We start from the raw sequence: 26075 nt of genomic DNA, 5'->3' as shown, positions 1-26075 counted from the left end.
TCCCGCAGGTTCCCGCCGCGCCTCATTCGCATTCATCTATTCTAAGTGGTGGGAAGCTGCTGTTATACGCCGTATGGCAAATGAACTCATGCACAAATCATCCCACAATAACACCCAATGCCGCATATACAAAGATCCCTAACAAAACAGCTCCCCCAACCGTATAAAAAGCAATATCTCTATCGTCCTTAATCCTTTTCATAAGGAAAACACAATTGATAAATAAAAGCATGGATGATACTACAGCCAATATAAATAACATATTTCTCACCCCTATTGGTCAATGAAATACCATCGCAACCGTATCTTTCATTACTCGCTTTCCAGAGATAATCTAAGCAGCTACATTCTAAATTGTTCTGCTAGTAATCCTACGCTGTAATAACTAAACTAATTCTTTCATTACCATCCCAACTAGAGCAACGTGAAATACTTTCCCCTTCAGCCGAATTTGTCCAATAATAAGGGCAAAGTTGTTTTAGCATTCAAATGAGCAGTAAGATTAAATATGAGACAACTTCTTCCAACGTAACCCCTCATATTTTATGGAAAATGGCTACTAGCATCTTTGACCTCAAATAGTATCTTGCTAATAATAAATAACCGAACATGGCGTATAACGTCCCCGGGATTCACGAAGCGTCCGAACCACATTCATCTTTGCCAGTTTCGCGAATGCCATGTTATATGAAGCCGTACGCCCCCCGAAGCCACGCTTGGACTCCCGATCTTTGATTTCGGTATTTTATGAAGTAGCATACGCAACCAACTTATCTATTTTTGCCCTTTTTGTATAATCTGTTGGCTTATAAAAGATTTCGAGAATACCTATTTCGTCAGAGTTAAGCTTCTTATTCCTTACTTTCTTCCATTGGATGGAGAGTCTTAACAATGTCATAAGCATCTTGTCAAAAGGATTAAGTTTACGGTAATCAAACCCACCCCGCAAATAATAAAAATGTATAATTTCTTGCTGTTCCAAAGTAAAGTTCTTGCTGATTACTTCTCTTGACCCCCCTTCTCTAGAGGGTGACATCCCCGTTGCAAAAACGATAACTTTTTTCCCTTTTAGTTTGTCTATGTTTTGCGTTACCAACTTTACTCCATTGATACCCACTACATACAAACCGCCACCATAAATCACACAGTCATAGGCTGATAGCATATTAGCAGAAACTTTCGAAGCAGGAAAAATATCGGCTGACAACTCCTCTGAAATCCATTCCGCGTATTTCTTAGTAAAACCTGTTTTCGACTTGTAGATTACCAAGGTTTTCATCATTTATTCCCTCCTCCAGATTCTAGGCATTCTTACATAAAGCTTTCACCACTAATACTACGAAGTTGTTCCTCAGAAGTTCCCCCGTGAGAAAGCTTCAAATTGCGTACGGTTTCATATAACGTTCTGGGATTCCCGACGCGTCTTAACCGCATGCATCATCCTCTAAGTGTCGGGAATGCCTTGTTATCTGAAGCGGCGGCAAATATAAGCATTCACAACCCCAAAAGTCTTTATGAATTTTATCTGAAAATTATTAAGCTTTGCCAAATTAAATCAGAATATAAAAATTTAATATGAACGATAATTATCTTTAATAATCTTAATAGTTTTCATAGAATCTAACCCTATCCGCAATTTGCTCCCTTTTTCGTATTTTTGTATATACTTTAAGGAAGATAATAGCGGCGTCGCTTTTATATACAGTCGGGCAAATTCTGAATAAAATTGTTTAAGGGGTAATGTTGTGGGCAAAACTGTGTGAAGAAAATCATATGTTTCCGGCTTATCGGTTATTAGCTGAGCCTTTTTACTCTCGTATAATTGCGTTCCTGGTAACGGTGTCAAGATCGAACATATAACTACATCCACTTTCAAACTGCGAATATGAGATATAAGCCCATCGAAGTCCTCTCTGGTATATGACGGATCAACCATGAAAGACCCCGTAATGCCAATTTTAAGATCATGGAGGATTTTTGCTGCCTTATATTGTTGCTCTATTGTTATGTTTTTCTTCAATTCGTTTAAATGCTTATTGGTAAAACTTTCGAATCCAATAAATACCTGCGTGAGGCCGATATCTTTCCATTTAGCTAAAAGGTTCGGATGTTTTAAGATCGTATCAACTCTTGCATAAAGATAATATTTTTTTTATACCACTCTCGATAATTAGATCGGCCAGTTTATCCATCCGTTGCCAATCACACATTGATTCATCATCACAGAAGAAAACGTTAGGCTCTTCGATAGATTGTAGTTCCTCTATTATTGATTCTGGTTTACGGACCAAGTATTTTCCACCGGTTAGTGCCCACAAGGCACAGTAGGTACAACGATTAGTACAGCCTAGAGAAGTTCGAATGGATGCTAGAGGCTTCATCCATTCCTCAAAATAATTCTTTCTGTATTTAATTGTCAATGAGCGGTCGGGTATAGGTAAATTATCTAAATTTGGATGTGGCCTCGAAGGTGTTAGATACATGTCGGAACCAGGAATACCCAACCCCAATATACTATCAAACGGTTTATTAGACTCAATGCATTGTAATATTTCACTTAAAGCCGTAACCCCTTCTCCACGAACAACTAAATCAATATCCTTAACATTAAAATCTTCTGGTTTTACTGTAGCGTGATGTCCCCCGACTATGATAAATATACTAGGATCAATGCCTTTAATCCTAGTAGCCATTTCCTTAACAATTGAAAGTTGATTTGTAAACCCAGTTAGGCCAACAATTTGAGGCTTGTCAGACCTCAATACTGCCTCATAATCTTGTTCTAAACGAGCATCTATAATTGAAACCTTATGGTTGTCCAATTTTAGTCCAGCTCCTAAATACTCTAACGCTAAAGGCTCATGCATATATATCGTATCCATATGTTTGGAACCGCTAGGCGGGTGAATCAATGTCACTTTCATCGTTCTTCTCCTCCCATGTACTCCGACTATATTAAATATTATTCTATTAGCTTTCCTTTCAGCAGTCTCACCTAAGCTTTATGCTGGTATCTTAATAAAAGAATTCATCTTACATCTGATCATTTATCTTACTTTTTCATTTGAGAGACCTACCTTTTTAGAAAACTGGATCGTAATTCACTCTCCACCTAACCTTTGAAAATTTTTCGACCCAGTCATTTCAGATAACGTCCTGCGTTTTCCTGTAGCGTCCCTACAACTTGCATATTGACAAAGTTACAGGAAAACGCTGTTATGCGACGTACTAACATCCAATATGTACTTCTACTTCTACTTCTGCAATTTATTCATTAATATTGCGCGAAAAGCTAAAATCATAAGGTTATCCAATACCTTCTTAGTTGCTTGTCTTTTTCTTCTTTAAATACTTCCGATTCAAATATTCCTCCACTACTTTCGATAATTCTTTTGGACCCTATATTGTCAGCATCACACGTTATTAAGACTCTATCTAAATCAAGCATTGCCGCCTTTTGAAGTGCAAGCTTTAATAGCGCATTTCCATAACCTTTTCTCCTTGATAAGGGGGCAATATCATAGCCTATATGTCCAGCAAATTTTCTAACAAATTCGTTATTTAATGATGTACGTATTCTTACAACTCCTAATATTTTATCTTCTATATTTTTTAACCAGTATGTGTATGAGGGTACCCACCCATCAATCAAGCCAATCTCCTTAGCATTATCATGCAATTTCAATACATATCTTTTAAAATCGCTTAAAGCTTCCTCATACATCTCAAAATATTCTTTTTCACCATGTACTCTATACTCATTAACCATCTTCTCGAATCCTTCTCTATACCGTTCTTGCGGCTCAACTAAGAATAATTCCTTCATGGCAGTCCCTCCGTTTCTAACAAATCCCTAAGTTAAGCATGTTGCATAACGTCCCCGGGATTCCCGACGTGTCCGTCCCACCAGGGCTGGCGTAAGACTTGCTACTCTCTATTCAACTCTCAATTGCAAGTCTTGTGACAAAGGACATGTGGTGCGGCATACCCCAAAAGTTTACTTAACCGCACCGTCGCGGGAATCCTCGTGTTATATGCAGTGCCGCACTTCTTGTTCAGAGGCCGCCAAGGACGGCGGCCCCTTGAGACCTCCACATCTAGGCATTATGCTTTTTTATGCTAAGCACGACCTCACATAATCGACTGATACATCCATACGGATGGCCGTTTCTTCTATCGAAAGTCCGGTATTTATGAATCTCTTAACAACCATAATCGTGTTTTCACCAACTTCAATAACGTGCTTATCCAAATCATAGAAACGAACTACCCGCTGGCCCCACGAATGTTCAAAGAGTGGATGAACATATTCGATACTTTTTATATTTTTTAATTTTTCGGCAAAGCTCTCTATGTCATCTTCTTCAAAATACAACTCACATACATTGTTCTTGAAAACAATTTCTTCATCCTGTTTATGAATAAAATCTTTCCAAGTATCAATAGTCTGCAATGCGATACCGCCTGTTAAAGTAACATTTGCGCCAAAATCAGCTACAACCTCTAACCCTAAAACGTCGTGATAAAACTGCATTGCTTTCTCTATATTTCTTACTGCAATTAACGTGCAAGTATATTTCATTCTAACTATCCTCCAATGTGGATCATAATTAATCTGTTGTTCGTTATATCCACAAGTATGAAAATATGTCGTACGCCCCCAAATTCAGAGGCCGCCATGGACGGCGGCCCCTTGAGACCTCCGTATCATTTAAGTAAGCTACATAAGAAAAATGCGTAGTAGCAATTACTTTTGAAAATCAGCCCCAATTCCATCTGGGATTTATTGTATCCATAAAGGACTTAATTTGTTCTCCTATTAAGTCCTTTTGACCCGTCACAACATTACTATGATTTAAGTTCCCAAGTATCATCATATATGTCTCCATGAAGTGTAGACTTACTCAGCTCCATTGGATTTACCTCCAAGAAATTCATTCGTGCCTTCCGCAGCCTGTTGCACCTCGTATTCGAGGAGAAGCATCCCACTGGGATAGGCGCGGTGCCCGACGAGCGCCAAACGCCGACGTACCCCGTGCGGGGAGAGCAACTGCACCCCACCTCCCAGAAGGATCGGTATGATCGCCGGTTCGACCGTATCAACCAAATTCCAGGCGAGAAGCTGGGAGAAGAGATTCCCTCCGCCGTAGAGCCATATATCTCGACCAGATTGCGCACGAAGCTCTCGAACTCGTGCTTCAAGGCCCTCGCTCACGATCTCGACATCAGGATAATCCACTGGCCGAAGCGACCGCGAGGCGACAATCACTTGCTTTCCGCGAAGGCTCTCGCCCATTGCGCGTACGATTTCGTACGTGCGTCGCCCCATCAGCAACGTGTCGAATTGCGCATACAGCGCCTCAAAGTTGAACGAGGGCTCTGGCATAATCCAATCAAAATCATCGTTTGGTCCCGCGATGTAGCCATCCAGGCTACATGCGACCTGGTATCGCACACGCCTCATCCGATTATCACCTCCACCTTGATCTCTCGCCTATCTGAAAAAAACTATGTCGTCTAAAGTCTCAGGATTACCGGACTGCATAATAATTCCGATATAGGTATTATTTACGAAATAGGTTCGCAAATGTAATTCTATACCGAAACATCTTGGTTATTTCACATTATCTTTCGAGCGCGCACTAGACTAAACCAATTCCGTAATCCGCGCATGGACGCGCGGCCTTTGCGTACGGTTTCGGATAACGTTTTGGATTCCCGACGCGCCTCAACCCACTTGCATATTGTCAAAGTATCGGGAATGTGTTGTAATACGAAGCTACGGCAAAACATTATTTTTACATTTGATTACGACAAACAATACCTAATGGCACTATCTACATGTATCTTCGTGGTATTAAGAAACGGAATGCCAAACGCGTCTTTAGTTAAAATCAATGGTAATTCTGTACATCCAAGAACCAATCCCTGGATTGATTCCTCATCGATCATTCTCTTTACAATCGTAAGCAACCCTTTACGTGTTGCTTCATGAAACTCTCCTAATTCTATCTCTGTCATTAATTTATGTTGGATATAGTCTTGTTCCTTCTCTCGAGGCACAACGACGGAGATATTATCGTTAGAAAATACGTCTTGATAGAAGCTTGATCTCATCGTAAAACTTGTTCCCAGCAACCCAACCTTATGTAATCCAATTTCTTTGGCTTTCTTACTTGTTTCTTCAATTATGCTTACAAGAGGTATAGGTGACAGGCATTTTAATTTATTAAACACAATATGTGGTGTATTTGCTGAAATGATTCCGAAATCAGCACCAGCTCTATAAAGAGTATCAATGCCCTTTAAAAGGTACTCTATTAAGTCATCCCATCGTTCTTCTCCAACCATATTAAGTAGGTTATAAATATCCATGCTATAAATGAAAATCTCGGGAAGACTTTCATCACCTTGCAATAAGCGATACTGCTCAATCATAATGCGATAATAATCAATTGTAGACTCTGGACCGAATCCACCGATCATCCCAATCTTTTTCATCCAAATACACCCTCTCTCCTATAAAATATTGACCTAGTAGTTTCGTATAACGTCCCGTGAATTCCCGAAGTCTGGTTACTACATTTATATCCTCTCAAATTTTGGGAATTCACTGTTAGACGACGGACCATGCCCCGCAACTCAGAGCCGACCATGGATGGGAGGCCCTATAACAAACATCTTCAAATTCACTAAAACTATTCCTATCTTTTTAATATTATGGTAGTCAAATTACTCTTGATTTTTCTCCTTCATCATTATAAATTCAGTTATTCCTTCTTTATATAAATTCTGGATCTTACCAATTTCCATAAAGTCTTTTTTCAAATAAAATAATTTTGCTCTTGTATTAAAATCACTTACACACAAAAATATTTTCATACTCTTACTAAAACCTGCTTTTTCAAAATACTCAAGCATTAAACTTCCAATTCCTTTACTCCTATGTGTCCTTTTAACTGAAATCAATCTTAAAATCGGAAATTCTCCAAACATGCCATTATAATCAATACTCATTACTCCAATGATTTCTTCTCCATTTGATGCAACATAGACCTCACCTTTTTCTATTGCATTCATAATTCCATTTGCAACTTTGCCTGTATCTTGGAAATAATTATCTGCCAATAATGAATCCTTAAGACACTCTAAACACCCTTTAATATCACTTAATTGTGAAACACGAATAGTCAACATACACATTCTCCTCGTGAATGCATTTTCTTCTCTTTTTCAACGCCATGGATGGCGCTTTTCGCATGGTCTGTCATCTAACGTTTCGGATTCCCGCAGCGCCTTCCCACATTCTTCATGGCTAAATTGCGGGAATGTTTTGTTATGTGATGTCGCGAATTACAAAGCTTTGACAACCGCTAATGAATAGTTTTGTAGACAGCTCTCAAAATGTAAAGTAACAAATTGTCCAAATAATAATTTGATAGAATAGTTTCCCCAAGCTAAGTTACTACAATTTATAAAGGGAGTCCCTTGACAGTGATGAATAATTCATAATCCAGTAAATAAGCATCCCAATTATAGGTAAAGAAAATGTAATTCCAAGCCATAGAAAAGGTGACAATCCTAACGCTGTTTGTGATAATCTCTTTGCATCTCTATATACAATTACCGTTAGTGCAAGATGGGTTGGAATTAATAACAAGGCCCAAATCATCTGAATAATTCCCAGGAAAGCACCTAATGCCACCATAAATCATCCTCCTTAATATAAGACCTAGCAATGTCACATAACGTTCAGAGAATTCCCACAGCGTCTCAACCACATGCATCATCCACTAAGTTGCGGGAATTCTGTGTTAGGTGAAGTCCGCGTTCCCCTTTGCATACGATTTAATCCAAGAAACAACGTCTGTAAATCTCTCTTGAGTAAGTGGATGTCCACCTACATATCTAAAATGTTCAACCCAATTGCCAATTTTAAATTTATTGCATGTTTCTATTATAGTTTTTTCTATTGCATCTGCGTTCTTTGAATACTTGTCTTCTGTGGCAGACACCAACAAAATCTTTCTTGGGAAAATACACTTCACTAAATCCTCAATATCAAACCGTTCAGCAAAACCAGGTATTATTTGAGCCATTTCAAACCCCGTCTGATGCCTAATTTTATTCTTATAAGTACATGCTGCACCATTTGAACAAGCAAACTGAATCCGTGGGTCCATAGCTGCTTGGAAAAGAACTGTGTTACCGCCATAAGAGTGACCAAGCACCCCTATTTTCTTATCCTCTACGAGTGGGTGATTACAAAGGATAGATACTGCTAAACTTGCATCGGATATTACCTTTCTCATTAAGGTATCCCCTTGTACCAATCGATAGCTCATTTCATTATAATGCTGTAACCAATCTCCCTCATCAGTCTGAATCCCATTTTTATTTTTTCGACGGTCCTCGAAGCATATAGAATCTGGAGCTAGAACAATAATCCCTTCCCTAGCCAAAGTTGGACCAAAGGCTTGAAATGGATCTCCAACAATACCACAAACTTCGCTCTTACCGATGTTTCTTTCACCGTTATGCTGATGGTGAACCAAGACTGCCGGAAAAGGCCCTTGTCCTTTTGGGACTAAAAGATAAGCCCAAATATCGTCCGATTCTAATCCTTCGTAAGAAATCAAATACCTGGTATACCCGTCCTCATAACTCACCTGATGGGTACGAAAAGGAACTGTTCCAATAATTAGCTGTAGCCTTAGAAAATCCTTAATATCCTCTCGTAATATCTCAAACACCTAAAATCCTCCCCCAGCCGGATTTCACCTAACGTTTCGAGTGTTTGCGACGCGTCCCAACCGCTTGCGTCTCTGCTAGTGTTGCAAATACCATGTTAGACGATGTCGTGTTCCCCAGAGACTTGCTAAATTTTCTTTTGGACCTTGAAGATAGCAACATCCGATTGATCGAGATATTCCCATTGTCCTCTAATCCCTTCATGACTAGCCCCTATCTCAATGTGTATCATCGCTATTCCACAATCTAAGCGTTTTGAAATGTGGTGCGAATCTTTAAGATTGTCGACAGAAATCTTAATAGCATCGGTATCAACCGAAAATCGCCATGGTTGTCTATTTACTGCTGAAGGTGCCAATCGACCTACCACTAAAGCCGATTTTACCCAGGCAGGCCAATCTGTTTTGAACCCTTGGGGACATATTACTTCCATATCTTTTCGCTTATGTCCAGATGCAAAACTGGACATAAGCTTTTCTTGTAAACTGTATTGTTCTGGAGCATAACCTAGTGGAGAAACAGCCAATACTCGCTCATTCTGGGTAATGGTAATCTGCCGCTTTACTTCATCAGGCCTAAAAAGGCCCCCAACCCAACAGGTTGCTAAACCCATTGAAGTAGCCTCTAAAATGAAGCACTCTCCAATGTAGCCAACCTTTTCTTGAACATATGAATCTTGGATGTTGCCAATGAAAGCAACATATGCCGGTGCATCTTTTATTTTTCCGTAAGAACCGATAGCACCTTTAAACACGTCGTCTGGACTGTGATTAACTATTTCCACCTTAGCACCGGAAATCTTCTTATTTAGTAGTTTTGAAATATCAATGAGCTGGGTTAAGACCTCAGGAGCTACAGGTTTATTGTTAAACTGACGCCTAGATCGACGCTGAAAAATAGCGTCATACCATCTCTCAACTGGAATTTGCATATGATTCTCGCTCCTTCCTATACCATTACGAAGTTCATTCTCTGATAACACGATGTCGTCCAACGTCCCGCAGGTTCCCGCTGCGCCCTAACCGTATTCATCTCTTCTAAGTGGCGGGAACGTGTTGTTATACGACGTATCGTGCCCCGTGACTCAGACAGCGCCATGGACGGCGCTGCCTTAAATCTCCCATCAAACCACTAAGCCATAAAATACAAGCATTTGGTAGATATTTAATTTTAAATCGTTGAATGTTTAATCATAAATTTCTTCAATATTCCCATTGCCGTACTCAGCATTTCAATACTTTTCAATGAATCTGAACATTCAAGGCGATGATTTCCGCCATCTACTTTAACTAATTCAATATTCTTGCTGTTCTTTAACGCACTCATAGTTAAATTATTCATTTTTGAGTCTTCAGTACCTGTTATTATCAAACATGGATAATTCATCATAGTTCTAAATGTTTCATCTACTGGTGTTAAATAAGCATGAACTTGTTTATAGTCAACGAATTCTTTGGATAACTTACTTTGAATAATAGTTCCCAAACTTTTACCAATAAAAATTATCTTTTTATAGTTTTTATTCAAACATTCTTTTAGTATTTGTTCTGATTCCTTAACTATAATGTCAATTCCTGTATTAGCTTCAAAATCTTCATGTGAAATTTGAAAACCATAATCAACACTAAGTACGTCTAATCCAAGCTCTAATGCTATTTTGCGCGAGTAATACATTAGCGGTTTTTCATTTGTATAATTTTCTCCTGGAAGAATAACAGATAAAATATTACTATTTTGCTCAATCCATTTATTATCTAAAGTTACCCTCCAATGAGATTGCAATTGAACGATTTTTTGATTCATTCTTATTATCCTCCCTTTAGATTGAATTGAATACAAAAGGATTGCTTCACCATGAGAAACTTATACGAAGTAATACCCTAGAATTTTCACCCGCGCCAAGGACGGCGCGGCCTTTGCACCATATGTCATATAACGTTTAGGAATTTCCGTAGCGTCCTGTTCTCTTCATCTTGGCAAAGTTATGGAAATTCTGTGTTATATGATGTGTCCATTACCTCAAAGGACCACCCTAACCCATTACGCCCCTACTTCTTCAATGATTCTTTAGTCTACGTTTTGACCCATGTAGATAAAATCATAGAACTCTCCTGAGATGAAGAACTCTCTTGTAATTAACCCCTCTCGAATGAATCCAAGTCTCTCGTATATACGAATAGCTCGAGCATTATCACTTCTAACTCGAAGGTTAAGTTTGCGAATAATTTTAGATGCTTTAGCCCATTGAATTAATTCCTGCACCATTTCTGTTCCAATTCCCTTATCCCAGTAATCTTTGAGGACTGAAACTCCGAACTCGCCCGTATGCTGTACCCGAGGCCTAGCTCCACCTTCGAAATGTAAACAACCGATTACCTTGTTCTCAACTAGGGAAAGTAACATAATCTTGTTTCCGGTAGTGCTGCTTTCTACGAGTATAGCTTCCTCATCACTTACCGATACTGAAAATTCACCAGATCCGAAAGTTAGGAAATCCGATTCTCCACCAATCTTTTGTAAGTAGGCAACTAGCTCGGTAGCGTCCTCTTTTACAGCCTCTCTTAATTGCACCGTGTCTCCGTTTTTTAGATAGATTGTTTTCATTGGCGATACCCCCTGCTTGCATCATCGCATGCAATAATCCAAATTCTCAAAAGAACTACTCAATATGGACATGTCATATAACGTCCCGTGTATTACCGATGTTTCCGGTCCGATAGGGATTAGCGCGGCATTTGCTACTCTAAATTGTTACCCCAAACTGCAAATGCCATGACAAAGGCAATGTCGGTAATACGCTGTTTATCCGATGCCGTACGCCCCCAGATCCAGAGGCCGCCATGGACGGCGGCCCCTTGAGCCATTCTTGTGATTTGTTTCACATTACAAGAAGATTGTATAATAAATTTATCTCTTTTTCTTTTTAATGCTTACAGCACTGCAACCAATGGCTATCGTAATGCAAATAACCAAAGTTATAACACTTCCAGTTGACCATCCACCAAAATTCATCTTTTATCCCTCACTTATCAACTTCTGTTTATCTGAACATTATACAAAAAATTTTAATCTTTCATTATTGTATAAGTAGAATGTGCAATACGTTTAGGGTGTTGATAGTGGAATCCAAGAATAATCCTTTAATTAATTAGCAAGAATTCTCGGTTAACTATTCATTCCGTTCGTTTATATTCTGTTCTTTTAATATCTTCTTAATCTCCCTAACATCATCAGCTATTCTAAAAACCTTATAGTAGATAATAAATACAACCCAAAAAGGGAACCAGTAAATAATACTTTCTATTTTAGTCTCCTCTTTGTCTCTCTTTTGTCCTACGCATTTTATTAATTGCACATTATCCTACGAGTGCGCTATAAACGTAATCCGCGCATGAACACGCGGCCCCTTAAGCCCTCCGCTTGTTAAATTAGGCATCATAAGAATGATACGAAACGAAAAAATAAATAGTATGCTCGTTTTTTTAACAATATCGTATCATTCAATATTATAAAAATGGTTTGTCTAATCTATTTTCAAAAGCGTTATTTGACCTCAATACTTTATGCCAACCCAAATTATCTAATCCTACCTTTTTAACTAATTTCAAGATACTCAACTGAAAATTTGATAGTTCATATGGCTTGCCTAGCTTCTTGACGATGTCCGAATCAAAAGCATGAGTCTTTTCATATGCTGAACCTAAATCATTTAGCAATCGGAGTACTTTTTTAAACATTCTTGGATACATATAGATACCTGCAGCCTCACCTTTGGAAACCGTGCCCAAATAGCTATAATTCAGTTGCTTTGCCAAATCTGCAAAATACGGCTCAACAAACTTGTGCTGTGCAGTTTCTATAAATCCTGCTTGAACAATAAAACCTATGTATTTACCTTCAGAAACGGCTGGCTCCAAGCATTCAATGAACTTCATGACAATTCCCGGCATAGCATGAATATAAAGTGGTAATATCATAATTATCGTATCAAAACCTGTAACATACCGCGCAAGCTCTTTATGATCTTCCCTGGCGATACATTTTATCTCGCAGGGGTTTTTCATGTTTCTTACAAACTCATCCGCAAAAATTCGGGAATTACTATTTTTAAAGTTCCCTTTAGGTGAGCCGATTAGAATTATTGTGTTCATGCGTTGTCACCTCTGTCAGCATAAAATTCCTCAATTGGCTTTACGGTGATGTTCTTCGAATAAAACTGATAAAATACACGGTTAATATAATCTACAAAAATCTGACGACCGACAGCAGTTTTAAATTCGCCATCATAGTAAAATTCTATATCAGGATATTTTTCATATCTCGGGACGTGCATGGATTCACCTGTCTTATATGTGGTATATGGCAGATAGAGAGGTAACATTCTATCAAAAAGAGTTTTTAAATTACCACTGACAAATCCCTTTGTAACCTTTGAAAAGTAGATAGCTTTATCTGCTGTTATATACTGATGATAAAATTCATCTAAATCTTTTTGGATGCATCTACCCGGTGTTTTCCACCAACAAGACCAGCAGCCCGTGCAATTATTAACAACTGTTTGCGTTAAATCAAATGTATAAACATTTGAATTTGTAATAATTTTTTCACATTCTTTTATTACTATGGTTCTCATTCCATTCCTCCTAAATCTTGAAGAATTTTCCTGAACGTTTTCCTATGAATACGAAATACCACCAATCTTTTCTCCATAATCCGCGCATGGACGCGCGGCCATTTTGTGGCATTGCATATAACGTTTTGAGGGTTCACGACGTCGGGCTTTCCCATGAGAAGCGCTTACCCGATGTCGTGAACCCTCTGTTATATGTCGTTCGCACGTTCTTATACTCTCAAATAGCCAGCAGATACTTGTGTTCCAACTAACGTGCCTCGATAATAGATTTCCTCGGTTTGCAAAATTGCATTGAAGTTACCACTAAACCTTATAGATTTCCGTTGTTTTTGAACTCCTATGTCCTAAAAGTTCTTGGATATATCTTAAATCTGTTCCTGCCTCCAGTAAATGTGTGGCAAAAAAATGCCTGAGATTAACAACCTCACTTACCCTTAGACCCGATGAATAAGTTAATTACAAGATCGTTCTGTACTTAGTATTTTGTACAGTATTAAGTATTAAGTATTAAGTATTAAGTTAGCTTCCTTCTGACTGAGTACCTCTGGCAGCTTATGTTCCTTCTTGGGTCGTTTATCTCTTTCTGGTTGTATATAAGGAAACGACGAATATGCCCTAAATAAGTCTTGAGAGTTTTAGAGCTATGATTAACTGTCCCTCTATACTTTTGTGGATCAGACGTTCAAAGTCGAGAACATCCCACTCCATAATTACTCTGTTAAGGTATAATTCTCCAATTTAATAATAAATCCTTTAATTTTCTTTTGTACTCCCTAAAAAACAGATAGGCTTCAAATATTTTGTTGCTATATACTTATATCAACATATATAATAAAATTCTTATACAATATATTACTATTTATTTATAGAAGGAGTGAAATTTTATTTATGTCACACGAAAATTCAATTCAATCCATAAAAGAAAACTTAGTAAACAGTTCAAGAGCACGCAAAGATCTAAATCGTCGCAAAGTAATTTTTGGAGCATTGTTTTTTTTATTAGTCGCAATCATTGGACTGTTCTACATTAAATGGAATCCCTATTACGCTAAAGCTTTTTTAGCTGCTAACAAACACTCGATTGGGGAATCAATTATTACTGGAAAAGCGGCCGTCGCACCAAGCCCATCCTGGGGAGCAGCGGTCGAGTATACGACTAGCTATTTTAGATCAGTTTGGAAAGCTGTTATCTTAGGCCTCCTTCTGGGTTCTTTAGTTCAAGTCCTTATCCCACGCACTTGGGTCAATCGCTTCTTTGGTCAAGAGAATTTCAAAAGTACAGCTTTAGCCGGCATGGCAGCTATTCCGTCCATGATGTGCACGTGTTGTGCTGCGCCAGTTGCCGTTGGGCTCCGTAAACGCTCTGCTTCAGCCGGGTCCACAATGGCCTATTGGCTTGGTAACCCAGTATTAAATCCTGCCACAATTATTTTCATGGGCTTTGTCTTATCTTGGAAATTTGCCCTCATACGGATTATTGCGGGGCTCATCCTCGTATTAGGGGTAAGTTATTGGACCAATAAAATGGTAAACGAAAAAGAACTTTCAAATATCAGTCCATTGGATCTAGGAGGATCAGAGGAAATCGATGCAGAAAACTTCTTTGTGCGTTGGATCAAGTCTTTATGGCCCCTAGTTCTGGATACTATTCCAGCTTATTTAGTCGCTGTCTTTGTTCTGGGAGCTGTTAGAGCTTGGCTCTTTCCGGTCATTAGCCCTGAATGGGGAAATAGTCTTTTGGTAATTATCGGATTGGCGATAACAGGAACTCTTTTTATTATTCCAACGGCCGCAGAAATTCCCATTGTCCAAACTCTGATGTCCTTTGGTCTCGGAGTAGGTCCGGGCGTTGCCTTAATGATGACTTTACCCGCAGTAAGTATTCCTTCGTTGGTTATAGTTAAAAGAGTTTTCCCGTTAAAAGTCTTGACCTTAGTAACCGGCTCTGTCATGGTCGTCGGAATAATAAGTGGGTTATTGGCAGGGTTAATGATGTAACTCGCAGTCGTTTAAAAAGTCTGTAAACTAATCTACACCTGAAAATACGTAAAGAGTGTAAATCATCGGTAACTAAGAAAAGAGTTGGATAAGCATCCATATAATTCAGATTGGATTGATTGAATTTATCAGGTATATTAACAACAGTAAAAAGAAGGTGGACTACCCTGGAGCAATTTAACTAATTTGAGAAAGAGAGGCGCCGAATTATGAAGATCTTCACATTAAAAAAAGCCTTAGCTAGTTTTATGATAGCTGGCATGGTCTCGGCTATGGTTCCCTTAAATGCCTTCGCGGATAACGGGGTAACTACTGCACGACTTTTCGGTACGGACAGAGTTGGAACCGCCGTTTCTGTTTCAAGCACAGGTTGGACAACCACAGACACTGCAATTTTGGCACCATCGGCAGACGCTAATTTGGTTGACGCATTGGCAGCAGCGCCACTGGCTGGAAAGATATCGCCAATTTTATTGACGGAAAAAGACACACTGAATGCGACTACTAAAGCCGAGCTCCAAAGATTAGGCGTGACGAAAGTTTTTGTAGTAGGTGCAATCAATCAAACAGTCGTAGATCAACTGAAAATGAGTGGCATAACCGCTATAGCACTCAAGGGTGAAGATCGTACAGCTACAGCAGCAGTTATTGCGTCCAAACTTGTCAACCCTGCGGGATCCTTTGTAGTAGGTTACGGAGCACTAGCCGACGCCTTATCGGTAGCTTCCTATGCTGCAGCCAACAACTACTCGATTTTAGTGGCTAATCCAGACGGAAGCCTTCCTGCTTCTGAAGCTGCCTACTTGGGAGCCAGTGTTAACGTAATTGGCGGGCCTACCCTTGTGGCCGACATTGCAGGATCAACTCGCTATTACGGAGCAGATCGTTTTGCAACGAATAAGGCTGTTCTTAATGCTTTTGGTTATAACTATGATAAAGTCTACGTTGCCAATGGCACTGATGCTCACCTGGTGGACTCTCTCGTTGCATCATCTCTTGCCGCTAAATCAGGTGCTCCTATTGTTCTGTGTGATGCTGTTGATTCTGCGGCTGCTCCCGATGTTTATGCAAAACTAGCCAGTAATGCTATTGTAACCGCTCTTGGCGGTAACACAGTAGTCTCTGAGAATGTGCTTGCTAGGGTGGCTTACAACGCTGTCCCTGCAGATAATTCACTCGGAAACTCCAGGCTTAATCCAGCTCCACTAAATACAACTAAAACGGTAATCGTAAAGGATTATTTTGATGATTACACTGCACAAATTGCCGTTAAGCAAATTATAAGAGGCGCTGATGCTTGGGCAATGATTAAGGAAGCCAATATGTTCAATGATGCCCCCAAGGATGGCTATGAATATATTTTAGCCAAAATAAATTTCAATTTAGTAGACATTGCAAACGACAAAGCACTTAGTGTTAGTGGATTTAACTTCAATCTTATATCTTCAGATGGATTAGAATATGACTACGCAAGTGTAGTTGACCCTGATCCAGCACTTGACGCAAACCTCTATAAAGGCGCAACTAGTGAAGGGTGGGTAGCCTTTCAAGTGCGTGTAGGTGATACGTCACCCACGCTGGCATATGGACGCAGCTACGACGGAACTGGCGGAGTTTGGTTTAAAGCTTATAATTACTAATCGAAAATGTACCAAGCGATATTTTCTTAAACGCAAAGAGCCCTCTCCGTTTCCGGAGAGGGCTCTTTAAGTCCTCTGTTCAGATTAAATGTTGAAATAATCGAAGATTACATATCCTTCAAGTCCTTTGCGTTCGGGTTAACAATTGTTTCATTTTTATGCAACCCTGTAAAAATAAAAACCCGCAATCGCTTGCGGGCGTAAGATTCATATGGAGCCGATGGCAGGACTCGAACCTGTAACCTGCTGATTACAAATCAGCTGCTCTACCAATTGAGCTACATCGGCATGTCTCAGTTGTCCCGTGACACTTGCATATAATATCATAACACAAATTGATTTTCAACATTAATTTAAAAATTTTTCTCTGGAAATTGACACCACTTATCTATTATGCTAGAAATCAGAAGAAAGAAGGTGAGCGCTGATGGCTAAATTGAAAATTGACCCCATGGAACATCCGGATCGAATCATAAATTATTGGAAAAAGGAGAAGTTCGTTGTCGCCTGTATCATCATCTTTGGCCTTTCCTTTAATAGCGCCACCATCCTAGGCCCTATTTATCAAGGTAAGATGATTGATGCTCTGGTCCGTGGAGATAATTTATCCGCTGTCATTAAGCTGGCCGTCACTTTTGTTGCTATCATTGCCATGATTCAACTTATGCGCTACTTTAAGCGTTTTTACATAAGGCGCTTCGCTAACAGTACAAGTGCAACCATGCGACTCATGATCTATAACAATATAATGAATAAAAGCACTGCCGAGCTGAACAATGAAAACATCGGTAACTTAATGACCCGAGTCATTTCAGATGTCGATCTATGTGTTGAGGGAATGCGGAAATTGACCACCGAGATCTTCGATACCGGTGTACTCATGTCCGCCTATCTCATATCGATGATGTTTTACGATGTAAAAATTACGCTGCTCTCCAGCCTCTTTATTCCTGTTGCTATGCTTCTGGCCGAGAAATTAAAAACTCTGATTTATAAATATTCAATTGAATTTCGTAGGAAAAGCAGTCAAGTTGCAGATATAACCTATGATGTCCTTGAAAACGCCCTTGTCTATCGCGTCACCGGCATGGAAGCGCAAAACAGAGCAAAATATATCACGGATTTAGAAGATCTACAAAACAAGGCCATTAAAGCCAATCTTTTGGAAAGTTCGATGATGCCCCTCTACAAAGTAATCGGCCTGTTGGGGATCGTTATGGTCATTTACCTTGGTGGAACAAAAGTAATTAATGGAGATTGGACGGTTGGCGTTTTTTCGACCTACCTCACGATGTTCACGGCCCTATCCACAAAGACAGGCAGAGCTGCTAAACTCTTTAATTCTGTGCAAAAGTCACAGATATCTTGGCAACGGATTACGCCCTATCTCACAGAATACAAGCGTAAAGATACCTCATCAAACATTGATTACAATAGCACCCTCCTTTCCATCAAGAATCTCAGCTTTTCTTATCCCAGCAGTAAAGAGACCCTCCTTAAAAACATCTCTTTTGAAGGGAAACAAGATGAAATCATCGGTGTAACCGGTTCTATCGCTTCAGGCAAATCTACCCTCGGGCTTTCTTTACTGGGCTTATATCCCTATCTTGGCAGCATCAAAATTGATGATAAGGAGCTGAAGGCTTACTCTGAATACGAGCGCAGTCAGATGATTTCCTACCTCGGCCATAAGCCGCAATTACTTTCGGATACCGTATATAACAATATTACTCTAGGCAAAGACCAGGACATCATGCCTGTTTTAAAGGATGTCTGTTTTGATACTGATTTAGCTACAATGATTGACGGAGAAAATACCTTAGTTGGTAACGGTGGAATTCGATTAAGCGGAGGACAGCAATCCCGAATTGCCCTCGCCCGGACGCTGTTGAATAAAAACAAAATCATCATTTTAGATGATCCTTTTTCCGCAGTTGATATGAAGACCGAAGAAAAAATTATTGAGAATTTAAAAGCCCATTATCAGCAGAGTTTAATCATCCTTATCTCACACCGCTTAGCTATTTTCAATAGAATCAACCAGATTGTGCTACTTCATGAGGATAAAGCTGTTGATTATGGTACTCATCAAGAACTAATGGAATGCTCTTCACTTTACGCAACCATCTTTAATTTACAATGTACTGAAGGAGGTGAGAACGTTGAGCCCTAGTTTAGTCAAAAAATCAATTCTTAACGTCCTCAAGAAAAGCCCACAAATTGATATTCTATTGATTTTTACAATTTGTGGCGTAGTTATTGTAAGTTTAATTCCTCCTCAGATTCTAAAGCATATTATCGATTATAACCTGGTCCCGAAAAACAGTGACAAACTCCTTATTTCCGCCCTAGCTTACCTGGGAGTACTCTTCCTTGTGGGTGTCTTTGGTTCGATTAGAGATGCTGGACTGACCATCGTCGGTCAAAAAATCACCAAAGAAATCCGAAGTGGAATGATGGAAAAGCTTGAAAAAGTGAATTCTCTTTTCTTTTCCTCCAATGAATCGGGCATCGTTGTCTCGCGTTTTACTAACGACGTCGACACCATTAACTCCATGTTCACAAACGGTATCGTTGGACTGATCATTGACTGCTTCAAAATTGTGGGTATCGTCATCTCGATTGGGATGTTCAGCACTAAGCTTGGCCTAATTACGTTTCTGTTACTCCCCCTTATTTATGCGATTACTCGAACTTTTCAAAAAAGAATGCTCAAGGCTCAAATTAGGAACCGCATCTTAGTTGGCAAAGTCAACAACCATATTTCCGAAAGCTTAAATAACATTCAAATGATCAAATCCTTCAATAAAGAAGACTATATGGAAAAGAATTATACAACGGTTTTGCTGGATAATTATAAAACAGTGGAGAAAGTCAATTTTTATGACTCTGTATATTCCCCCATTATCCTGCTTATTCGTGCGCTTGTCATCGCGACAATCGTCATCCTCTCCTCTAAACAACTGAATTATTTGGGCATATCGTTAGGGATGGTTGCCGCCTCGATCGAGTTAATCTCTGACTTATTTAGACCCATTGAAAATCTTGGAATGGAGCTTCAAAATATTCAGCAATCTTTATCCGGTATTCAGCGGGTCGATGAATTTTACCGTGAACCAGAAGATGACGGTAAGAACAAGGAATTGAAAGCCCAAACGATTATTCCCAGACGTGAAGAAGTTGAATTATCCTTTAATAATGTGACCTTCCATTATGAAAAAGGAACTGAAGTTTTAGAAAACATCAATCTACGTATTAATTCACAGGAAAAAGTCACCTTTGTCGGTAGAACAGGTGTTGGAAAATCCACCTTGTTCAATTTAACAATGGGCTTAATTAAGCCTTCAACAGGAAGTATCACCCTCAATGGAATTGATGTTTATGCTATCCCTAACCTTGAAAAGCGCAAGTTATTCGGTTATGTAAGCCAAAATTTTCATCTGTTCAAAGGCACGGTGGCAGAGCAAATCAGTTTACAGGACGAGAGCATCACCCGAGAGCAAGTTGAAAAGGCACTCAACTTTGTCGGTCTAACGGAGTATGTGGCCTCTCTTGAAAACGGCCTTGACACCCCAGTGAGTCATGATAATCTTTTTTCCCAAGGGCAAAAGCAGCTGCTCTCCATTGCCAGAGCGATTGTAGCCAACCCGCCTATTCTCCTGCTTGATGAAATCACCGCGAACCTTGATTCTATCACTGAAGAAAAAATCGTATCTGTCTTACAAAAAGCCAGCGAAGCTCACACCATCTTATCGATATCTCATCGTTTATCCTCGATGATTGCCTGTGACACGGTCGTTATTCTCGAAAAAGGGAGAATTAAAAATACAGGCTCTCCTGAGGACCTTTTGCAAAAGGATGACTGGTACCGTAGCCATATCGCCTTGGAAAAACTAACTTGGAGCTAGATGAATTGAACGAAAGCAGCTTTTGAGAAAAGAGACATTTTAAAAGGCTTATCCAACGGATTCAACCGTATGGATAAGCCTTTGCTTTGGATACTCATTTAATCATTAACTCTCATCATCGATAACTATAAATTGAGGTTTTCGATGTTCAAAAACACAATAATACCGAAAACCGGCATCCTGAAGGGCTTGAAATCCTTCTTTCATGGTATGCATGGATCGAAAATGATGAGCATCCGACCCGAGCGTAACAATCTCTCCCCCCAATTTCTTATAAAGGCGGAGAATCCGGAAATCCAAATCAATCAGTGGAACACGCGTATTCAATTCAATTCCCTTGCCCTGATCGATTAAATCCTGGAGAATCGCTTGAAGAAGACCATCATAATTGCTCCAGTCGAAATCTGAAGGGCTCACCTTCAATCGCTCAAAAAAGCGTTTGAACAGCGTGATATGACCTAATACCGAAAAATCAAAGAGTGAAATTCTCTCCTGCAGAGCTTGAAAGTATTCTCTGATTGCATCCTGCACTCTTTTCCCTCTAAAAAACTCGCCATTAAATAGATCGACTTCATCAATCCAATGCAGAGATCCAATTAAAAAGTCAAAGTCTTTTCCCTCGAGATACTCCTTGATCTGCTGTTGAGCTTTTTTATCAAAACCAATCTCTAAGCCCACTTTGATTGTCAATTCCTTCTGAAATTTCATCTGAGCTACTTCGATCGAGCGCCTATATTCAGGATAGTCTACCCAATAATTATCCGCAAATTCAAGATGGTCTGTGAAACAAAGCTCCGAGATTCCGAGTTGGATTGCTTTATTACAGGCATCATCCATGGTCTGCATTCCATCCCTAGAAAATTGAGAATGTAAATGGTAATCTGCTATTTTCATCTTCTTAGCCTCCATAACCTATAACTATTATAACAAGATTTGTGCCGCTCTTCCAACCAAAGCTAATATTCTTGCTGTTCCTTTTCATTTTTAAAAGTTGTATACTAGAAGCATTGTCTACAATACACGCTAATACTCCATCTAATTTAAGTCAGCGAGGTAATTTAAAATGAGCATATTTGAAATCATCATGTTAATCTGTTTCGGCGCAGCTTGGCCTTTTTCCATTTATAAATCCTATACTTCGGGTTCGATTAAAGGCAAAAGTGCCTTTTTCCTGATTGTCATCATGGTCGGCTATATCGCAGGAATCCTAAACAAAGTTTTCTATCATTATGATGGTGTGATCTATCTGTATCTTCTGAACCTAGTCATGGTGTGTGCTGATCTTTTACTTTATTTTCGCAACAGCAGGATGGCCGCTGGAGCAAAATAAACATTACTGACACAAACAAGAACCCTGATATCGTCATCTTATTGACAGTATCAGGGTTCATTCTATTCAAGTAATGTAAATCGGTTATGGCGAAAATATTTCCAACGTTCGATCCAGTATACCGTTAAAATGGGCTAAAACCACTCCATAATTAGTGATCGGAATGTTTCGTTCCTGACAAAAGCGAATTCGAGTCTCCATCGTCTTCTTATTAAGCATGCAAGACCCACAATGAATCACTAAAGCATAGTCTTCTAAGTTCGTTGGAAAATCATGTCCCATTTTAAAATCATAACTAAAATTTTTACCGGTTACTTGATCGATTAACTTCGGAATCTTGTACCGTCCAATATCCTCATGCGAATGATTATGGGTACAGCTTTCCGCAATCAGGATGCGAGCAGAATCGGGGAAATTCTGAATGCTATGAACCCCTCGTACTAATTCCTTAAGATCACCCTTATGACGAGCAAAAAGGATAGAAAAGGAGGTTATCTTAATCTCCGAAGGCACTCTTTCATTGACGCGTTTGAACGCTTGCGAATCGGTGATCACTAAATCCACCTGTTTTAAATCCTGTAAAGCCGATTCCAGTTCTATGTCCCGCACAACACAACTCTTAATTCCATGATCTAGACAATCTCGAATGATCTGAACTTGGGGTAGGATGATTCGCCCCTTGGGTGCCTCTGAATCAACCGGGACAACGAGAACAACGGTCCCATTCTGAGGAATCAAGTCCCCTACGATTGGGGATTCTTCATGATTATCCTGAATCCTTTCCACAAGTTCGTTCTTTAACTCAAAGACTCCTATTCCCTGGCTAGCTGAGACAAATAAAGCCTCGGGGTAAGGTTTACTCGCTTCCTTCAGTCTTTCTTCAGGTACATCATCTATTTTATTGATCACCGGAAGAAAGGGTATTTTGAATTTCATAAACTGATCAACCATCGCGCGATAAGGAACCGGGTCTAAATCATGAATATCAAAAATATAAAGTGCAAAATCCGTCTTTTCCAAGACCTTATGCGTTCTCTGAACACGCAAAACTCCAAGCTCTCCCTCATCATCCAAACCCGCTGTATCAATAAAGACGACGGGGCCTAAGGGAATAAGTTCCATGGTCTTACTAACCGGATCAGTTGTTGTCCCACGAATTGAGGAAACCAAAGAAATGTCCTGTCCAATGATCGCATTCAGCAGAGAAGATTTTCCCGCATTTCTTTTTCCGAACAGCGCAATATGGGGCTGGTTCGCTGTAGGGATCTGAGTTGCCAGCAAAGCTCGCTGGGTTATCGGTTCAGCATTGGATTCAGAGCTTAAGGATTGACTCATGTCTATCTCCTTTTACTTTAGAAATACAAGTCTCTTTCCCCACCTCTGATACGCTCGAGGTTGTGGATTAACTGTTGCTTTGTCTCTTTCCTTGGTATCTCGTGGACTTCACGGGCAATCACTTCTTCTCCTAGCTTCAGGATTTCTTCGTCCCCATAATCTAGAAGAAACTCGAGGAGCGTCATCAATGCATTGGGAGCGCATACATTTTGAATCTGGCCGGACTTCGCTAAGGGCATGAATCGATCCCCGGTTCGTCCTTGCCGATAGCAAGCCGTACAGTAACTAGGAATAAATCCATCCTTCATCAACGATTTAAGGATTTCCAGAGGCGTTCGATGATCCTCCAGTTGAAATTGATCCTTGGCGATTCCTTCCGTTTGAGCCTTATACCCCCCGACACCTACACTAGAGCCCGCACTAATCTGAGATACCCCATAATGGATAACTTCATTACGAATTTCTGAAGGCTCCCGTGTGGAGAGAATAATTCCGGTAAAGGGAATTGCGAGTCGAATCAACGCAACAATCTCTTTAAACGTTTCATCATCAACTAGGTGTGGGAAATCTTTAAGTGTCATTCCTTCCGCTTTTCTGATACGAGGGACAGACACCGTATGAAATCCAACTCCAAATTTCTCTTCAAGATGATCATTATGAAGGATCAAACTTAATAGTTCGAACTTGTAATCATAGAGTCCCAGGAGAATCCCTGCTCCCACATCGTTAATCCCCGCTTCCATTGCACGATCGAAGGAGGTCAGATGATATTCATAATCATTTTTGATGCTTTTCTGATGCACTTGAGTATAGGTCGGCTCATGATAAGTTTCTTGAAAAAGGATATAGGTTCCAATATTCTTCTCTTTTAGCTTGCGGTAATTCTCGATCGTCGTCGCGGCAATATTCACATTCACTCTCCGGATATTTCCGTGCTCGTTTTCCGTGTGATAAATGGTCTCGATAGCCTCCAGCACATAATCAATATCACAATGTACTGGATCTTCACCTGCTTCTAAAGCCAACCGTTTATGCCCCATCTTCTCTATGAGTTTAACTTCTTCCTGAATCTCCTCCTGTGAAAGCCTCCGCCGAGTGTATTCATTATCCCGCCGGTAGCCACAATAGGTGCAATTATTCACACAGTAATTACTAATATAAAGAGGAGCAAACATCACAATCCGATTACCATATATCTTCCGTTTTATCTCCCCTGCAATCTCAAATATTTCTCGAAGAGCAGCTGTTTTATCTTCAAGCTGTATCAGCTGAGCCAGCTCAAGGTGGGTCAATCCTTTTGCTTCTCTGGCCTTATCCAGTATCCTTTGAATTTCCTCAGGACTTGCTTTTTGGGCGTCTTCTAAGAGCTTATAAATATACTCATGGTCAATTAACATATTTCTTTACCTCCTCCATTCAAGATGATCTCCTCTTCCCATGTTAACCTGAAAGCCTGAATCTTCGATCCGGTGTTCGATACACAATCTACATTCGGCAGCCTCGTCACCTGTGCAAATTTTATTAGGATAAAGCTCATACTTTCCTCTTATTTCTGTAGGTGAAAGATTGGGCATCACTACATTAGCTCCCGCTCTAAGTGCCTTTTCCCTGCCCCGAGGGTCCAACGTACCCAGGGCAGTTGTTGCCGGAATTAAGGATTCGGGTAACAGCAATCGGGTTAAAGCGATAAGAACTAAGGTTTTTTCAACTGTTCCACTCAAAAATCCGCCCAAAGGCGTTTTAGGATGGGGCAAAAAAGGGCCGATTCCCACCATCTGAGGCTGAAGTTCTTGAAGATAAATCAAGTCCTTAACCAAGTCCTCATTTTCCTGACCGGGTAAACCGACCATAAATCCGGCTCCGATCTGATATCCTATCTCTTTTAAATATTGCAAACATTGGCGTCGCTTTTGAAAGCTCATTCCTGGATGGAGCTGCTGATATAACGTCTCAGAGGCTGTCTCATGCCTCAAAAGATAACGATCTGCACCTGCTTGGAAAAGGTGTTTGTAACTTTCATAACTTCTCTCCCCAATCGATAAGGTCACAGCGACCTCGGGGTAGCTTTCTTTAATCCCATGAATCAGTGAAACTAAACGAGAATCGTCATAATACGAATCTTCTCCACTTTGCAAGACAAAAGTTCTGTACCCCAACTGATATCCTTCATCACAGCACGCCAAAATTTCCTCTTCAGTTAACCGATAGCGTTCAACTTCTTTATTACTCCTCCGAATTCCACAATAGCTGCAATTGCGGTTGCAAACGTTTGAAAACTCAATAAGTCCTCTTAAGTAAACCTCCCGTCCATAACTTCGAATCTGGATTTTATGAGCATAGAAAAATAAAATTTCTGCACTTTGCGGATTGAGATGCTCAAGCAAATAATATAATTCCTCAAATTCTGCCCTATGCTTATCCGCTATTTCTCCAAGAATCTCTTTAACCTTCAATTGGTCACTCATTCTCTTAGCCCTTCT

At 39.8% G+C, this 26075-nt stretch carries 25 protein-coding genes, 1 tRNA gene and 1 pseudogene; 5 read left to right on the top strand and 22 right to left on the bottom strand.

Annotated features, from left to right (window positions below; all coding sequences use genetic code 11):
* Positions 1 to 97: 97 nt before the first annotated feature.
* The 17 genes and pseudogenes from DESME_RS15840 to DESME_RS15830 all read right to left on the bottom strand — a co-directional run.
* Positions 98 to 262 (bottom strand): hypothetical protein, encoded by a 165-nt coding sequence (locus DESME_RS15840; protein WP_006719064.1) that lies wholly within the window; start codon positions 260 to 262, stop codon positions 98 to 100.
* Between the two features lie 483 nt (positions 263 to 745).
* Positions 746 to 1279, bottom strand: a complete 534-nt coding sequence (locus tag DESME_RS02060) for a flavodoxin domain-containing protein (protein ID WP_006719066.1) — start codon at positions 1277 to 1279, stop codon at positions 746 to 748.
* A gap of 291 nt (positions 1280 to 1570) precedes the next feature.
* Positions 1571 to 2059 carry a radical SAM protein gene (locus tag DESME_RS15990; protein WP_345787500.1) on the bottom strand — a complete coding sequence of 163 codons (489 nt, stop codon included), beginning with the start codon at positions 2057 to 2059 and terminating at the stop codon, positions 1571 to 1573.
* A 64-nt stretch (positions 2060 to 2123) separates the two neighbouring features.
* Positions 2124 to 2924 carry a B12-binding domain-containing radical SAM protein gene (locus tag DESME_RS15835; RefSeq protein ID WP_006719068.1) on the bottom strand — a complete coding sequence of 267 codons (801 nt, stop codon included), beginning with the start codon at positions 2922 to 2924 and terminating at the stop codon, positions 2124 to 2126.
* Positions 2925 to 3298: 374 nt separating this feature from the next.
* The gene (locus tag DESME_RS02045; RefSeq protein WP_006719070.1) at positions 3299 to 3826 is read right to left on the bottom strand and encodes a GNAT family N-acetyltransferase; all 528 of its coding nucleotides are present in this window, start codon (positions 3824 to 3826) and stop codon (positions 3299 to 3301) included.
* A 288-nt stretch (positions 3827 to 4114) separates the two neighbouring features.
* Positions 4115 to 4582, bottom strand: a complete 468-nt coding sequence (locus tag DESME_RS02040; protein ID WP_006719072.1) for a VOC family protein — start codon at positions 4580 to 4582, stop codon at positions 4115 to 4117.
* A gap of 318 nt (positions 4583 to 4900) precedes the next feature.
* On the bottom strand, positions 4901 to 5464 hold the full coding sequence (locus DESME_RS02035) for a dihydrofolate reductase family protein (RefSeq protein ID WP_006719075.1): 564 nt from the start codon (positions 5462 to 5464) through the stop codon (positions 4901 to 4903).
* A 344-nt stretch (positions 5465 to 5808) separates the two neighbouring features.
* Complete coding sequence (locus DESME_RS02030) at positions 5809 to 6501, bottom strand: aspartate/glutamate racemase family protein (RefSeq protein ID WP_006719077.1); 693 nt, start codon at positions 6499 to 6501, stop codon at positions 5809 to 5811.
* A gap of 231 nt (positions 6502 to 6732) precedes the next feature.
* A complete protein-coding gene (locus DESME_RS02025; protein WP_006719079.1) occupies positions 6733 to 7197 on the bottom strand; it encodes a GNAT family N-acetyltransferase in 465 nt (154 codons plus the stop codon).
* A 268-nt stretch (positions 7198 to 7465) separates the two neighbouring features.
* The gene (locus DESME_RS02020) at positions 7466 to 7708 is read right to left on the bottom strand and encodes a hypothetical protein (RefSeq protein WP_006719081.1); all 243 of its coding nucleotides are present in this window, start codon (positions 7706 to 7708) and stop codon (positions 7466 to 7468) included.
* A gap of 106 nt (positions 7709 to 7814) precedes the next feature.
* A complete protein-coding gene (locus DESME_RS02015) occupies positions 7815 to 8753 on the bottom strand; it encodes an acetylxylan esterase (protein ID WP_006719083.1) in 939 nt (312 codons plus the stop codon).
* A 125-nt stretch (positions 8754 to 8878) separates the two neighbouring features.
* Positions 8879 to 9682 carry a nitroreductase family protein gene (locus DESME_RS02010; protein WP_006716464.1) on the bottom strand — a complete coding sequence of 268 codons (804 nt, stop codon included), beginning with the start codon at positions 9680 to 9682 and terminating at the stop codon, positions 8879 to 8881.
* 239 nt (positions 9683 to 9921) lie between these two features.
* Entirely contained in the window at positions 9922 to 10554 is a 633-nt protein-coding gene (locus DESME_RS02005; RefSeq protein WP_006716463.1) for an alpha/beta hydrolase, read from the bottom strand.
* Positions 10555 to 10818: 264 nt separating this feature from the next.
* A complete protein-coding gene (locus DESME_RS02000; RefSeq protein WP_006716462.1) occupies positions 10819 to 11355 on the bottom strand; it encodes a GNAT family N-acetyltransferase in 537 nt (178 codons plus the stop codon).
* Between the two features lie 902 nt (positions 11356 to 12257).
* Positions 12258 to 12902, bottom strand: a complete 645-nt coding sequence (locus DESME_RS01990) for an NADPH-dependent FMN reductase family protein (protein WP_006716460.1) — start codon at positions 12900 to 12902, stop codon at positions 12258 to 12260.
* A complete protein-coding gene (locus DESME_RS01985) occupies positions 12899 to 13384 on the bottom strand; it encodes a flavodoxin family protein (RefSeq protein WP_006716459.1) in 486 nt (161 codons plus the stop codon). The genes DESME_RS01990 and DESME_RS01985 overlap by 4 nt, the downstream gene beginning before the upstream one ends.
* 303 nt (positions 13385 to 13687) lie before the next feature.
* Positions 13688 to 13807 (bottom strand): annotated as a pseudogene (locus DESME_RS15830) (tyrosine-type recombinase/integrase); the annotation flags it as partial.
* Positions 13808 to 14272: 465 nt separating this feature from the next.
* Here DESME_RS15830 and DESME_RS01980 point away from each other — a divergent pair.
* Together DESME_RS01980 and DESME_RS01975 are read left to right on the top strand one after the other, a co-directional pair.
* On the top strand, positions 14273 to 15382 hold the full coding sequence (locus tag DESME_RS01980; RefSeq protein ID WP_006716458.1) for a permease: 1110 nt from the start codon (positions 14273 to 14275) through the stop codon (positions 15380 to 15382).
* Positions 15383 to 15591: 209 nt separating this feature from the next.
* Complete coding sequence (locus DESME_RS01975) at positions 15592 to 17022, top strand: cell wall-binding repeat-containing protein (protein ID WP_006716457.1); 1431 nt, start codon at positions 15592 to 15594, stop codon at positions 17020 to 17022.
* A gap of 212 nt (positions 17023 to 17234) precedes the next feature.
* Here the strand turns inward: DESME_RS01975 and DESME_RS01970 are convergent.
* A tRNA-Thr gene (locus tag DESME_RS01970) sits at positions 17235 to 17310 on the bottom strand.
* A 139-nt stretch (positions 17311 to 17449) separates the two neighbouring features.
* Between DESME_RS01970 and DESME_RS01965 the strand changes: the two genes are divergently transcribed.
* Positions 17450 to 19195, top strand: a complete 1746-nt coding sequence (locus tag DESME_RS01965) for an ABC transporter ATP-binding protein (protein ID WP_006716456.1) — start codon at positions 17450 to 17452, stop codon at positions 19193 to 19195.
* Complete coding sequence (locus DESME_RS01960; protein ID WP_006716455.1) at positions 19185 to 20930, top strand: ABC transporter ATP-binding protein; 1746 nt, start codon at positions 19185 to 19187, stop codon at positions 20928 to 20930. The genes DESME_RS01965 and DESME_RS01960 overlap by 11 nt, the downstream gene beginning before the upstream one ends.
* 105 nt (positions 20931 to 21035) lie before the next feature.
* Here DESME_RS01960 and DESME_RS01955 read toward each other — a convergent pair whose 3' ends face one another.
* Positions 21036 to 21824, bottom strand: a complete 789-nt coding sequence (locus DESME_RS01955; protein ID WP_006716454.1) for a histidinol-phosphatase HisJ family protein — start codon at positions 21822 to 21824, stop codon at positions 21036 to 21038.
* A 169-nt stretch (positions 21825 to 21993) separates the two neighbouring features.
* Here DESME_RS01955 and DESME_RS01950 point away from each other — a divergent pair, with 169 nt between their 5' ends.
* Complete coding sequence (locus DESME_RS01950) at positions 21994 to 22260, top strand: hypothetical protein (RefSeq protein ID WP_006716453.1); 267 nt, start codon at positions 21994 to 21996, stop codon at positions 22258 to 22260.
* An 84-nt stretch (positions 22261 to 22344) separates the two neighbouring features.
* Here the strand turns inward: DESME_RS01950 and hydF are convergent, their stop codons facing one another.
* Genes hydF through hydE form a run of 3 tightly spaced genes read right to left on the bottom strand, consistent with a single transcriptional unit; the run spans position 22345 to position 26060 of the window.
* Complete coding sequence (hydF, locus tag DESME_RS01945) at positions 22345 to 23595, bottom strand: [FeFe] hydrogenase H-cluster maturation GTPase HydF (protein ID WP_006716452.1); 1251 nt, start codon at positions 23593 to 23595, stop codon at positions 22345 to 22347.
* Between the two features lie 17 nt (positions 23596 to 23612).
* Positions 23613 to 24992 carry a [FeFe] hydrogenase H-cluster radical SAM maturase HydG gene (gene hydG, locus DESME_RS01940; RefSeq protein ID WP_006716451.1) on the bottom strand — a complete coding sequence of 460 codons (1380 nt, stop codon included), beginning with the start codon at positions 24990 to 24992 and terminating at the stop codon, positions 23613 to 23615.
* Between the two features lie 6 nt (positions 24993 to 24998).
* Positions 24999 to 26060 (bottom strand): [FeFe] hydrogenase H-cluster radical SAM maturase HydE, encoded by a 1062-nt coding sequence (gene hydE, locus DESME_RS01935; RefSeq protein ID WP_006716450.1) that lies wholly within the window; start codon positions 26058 to 26060, stop codon positions 24999 to 25001.
* Positions 26061 to 26075 lie beyond the last annotated feature (15 nt).

Source organism: Desulfitobacterium metallireducens DSM 15288, assembly GCF_000231405.2.
GTDB lineage: Bacteria > Bacillota > Desulfitobacteriia > Desulfitobacteriales > Desulfitobacteriaceae > Desulfitobacterium_A > Desulfitobacterium_A metallireducens.
This window is presented reverse-complemented; position numbering and strand designations above follow the sequence as displayed.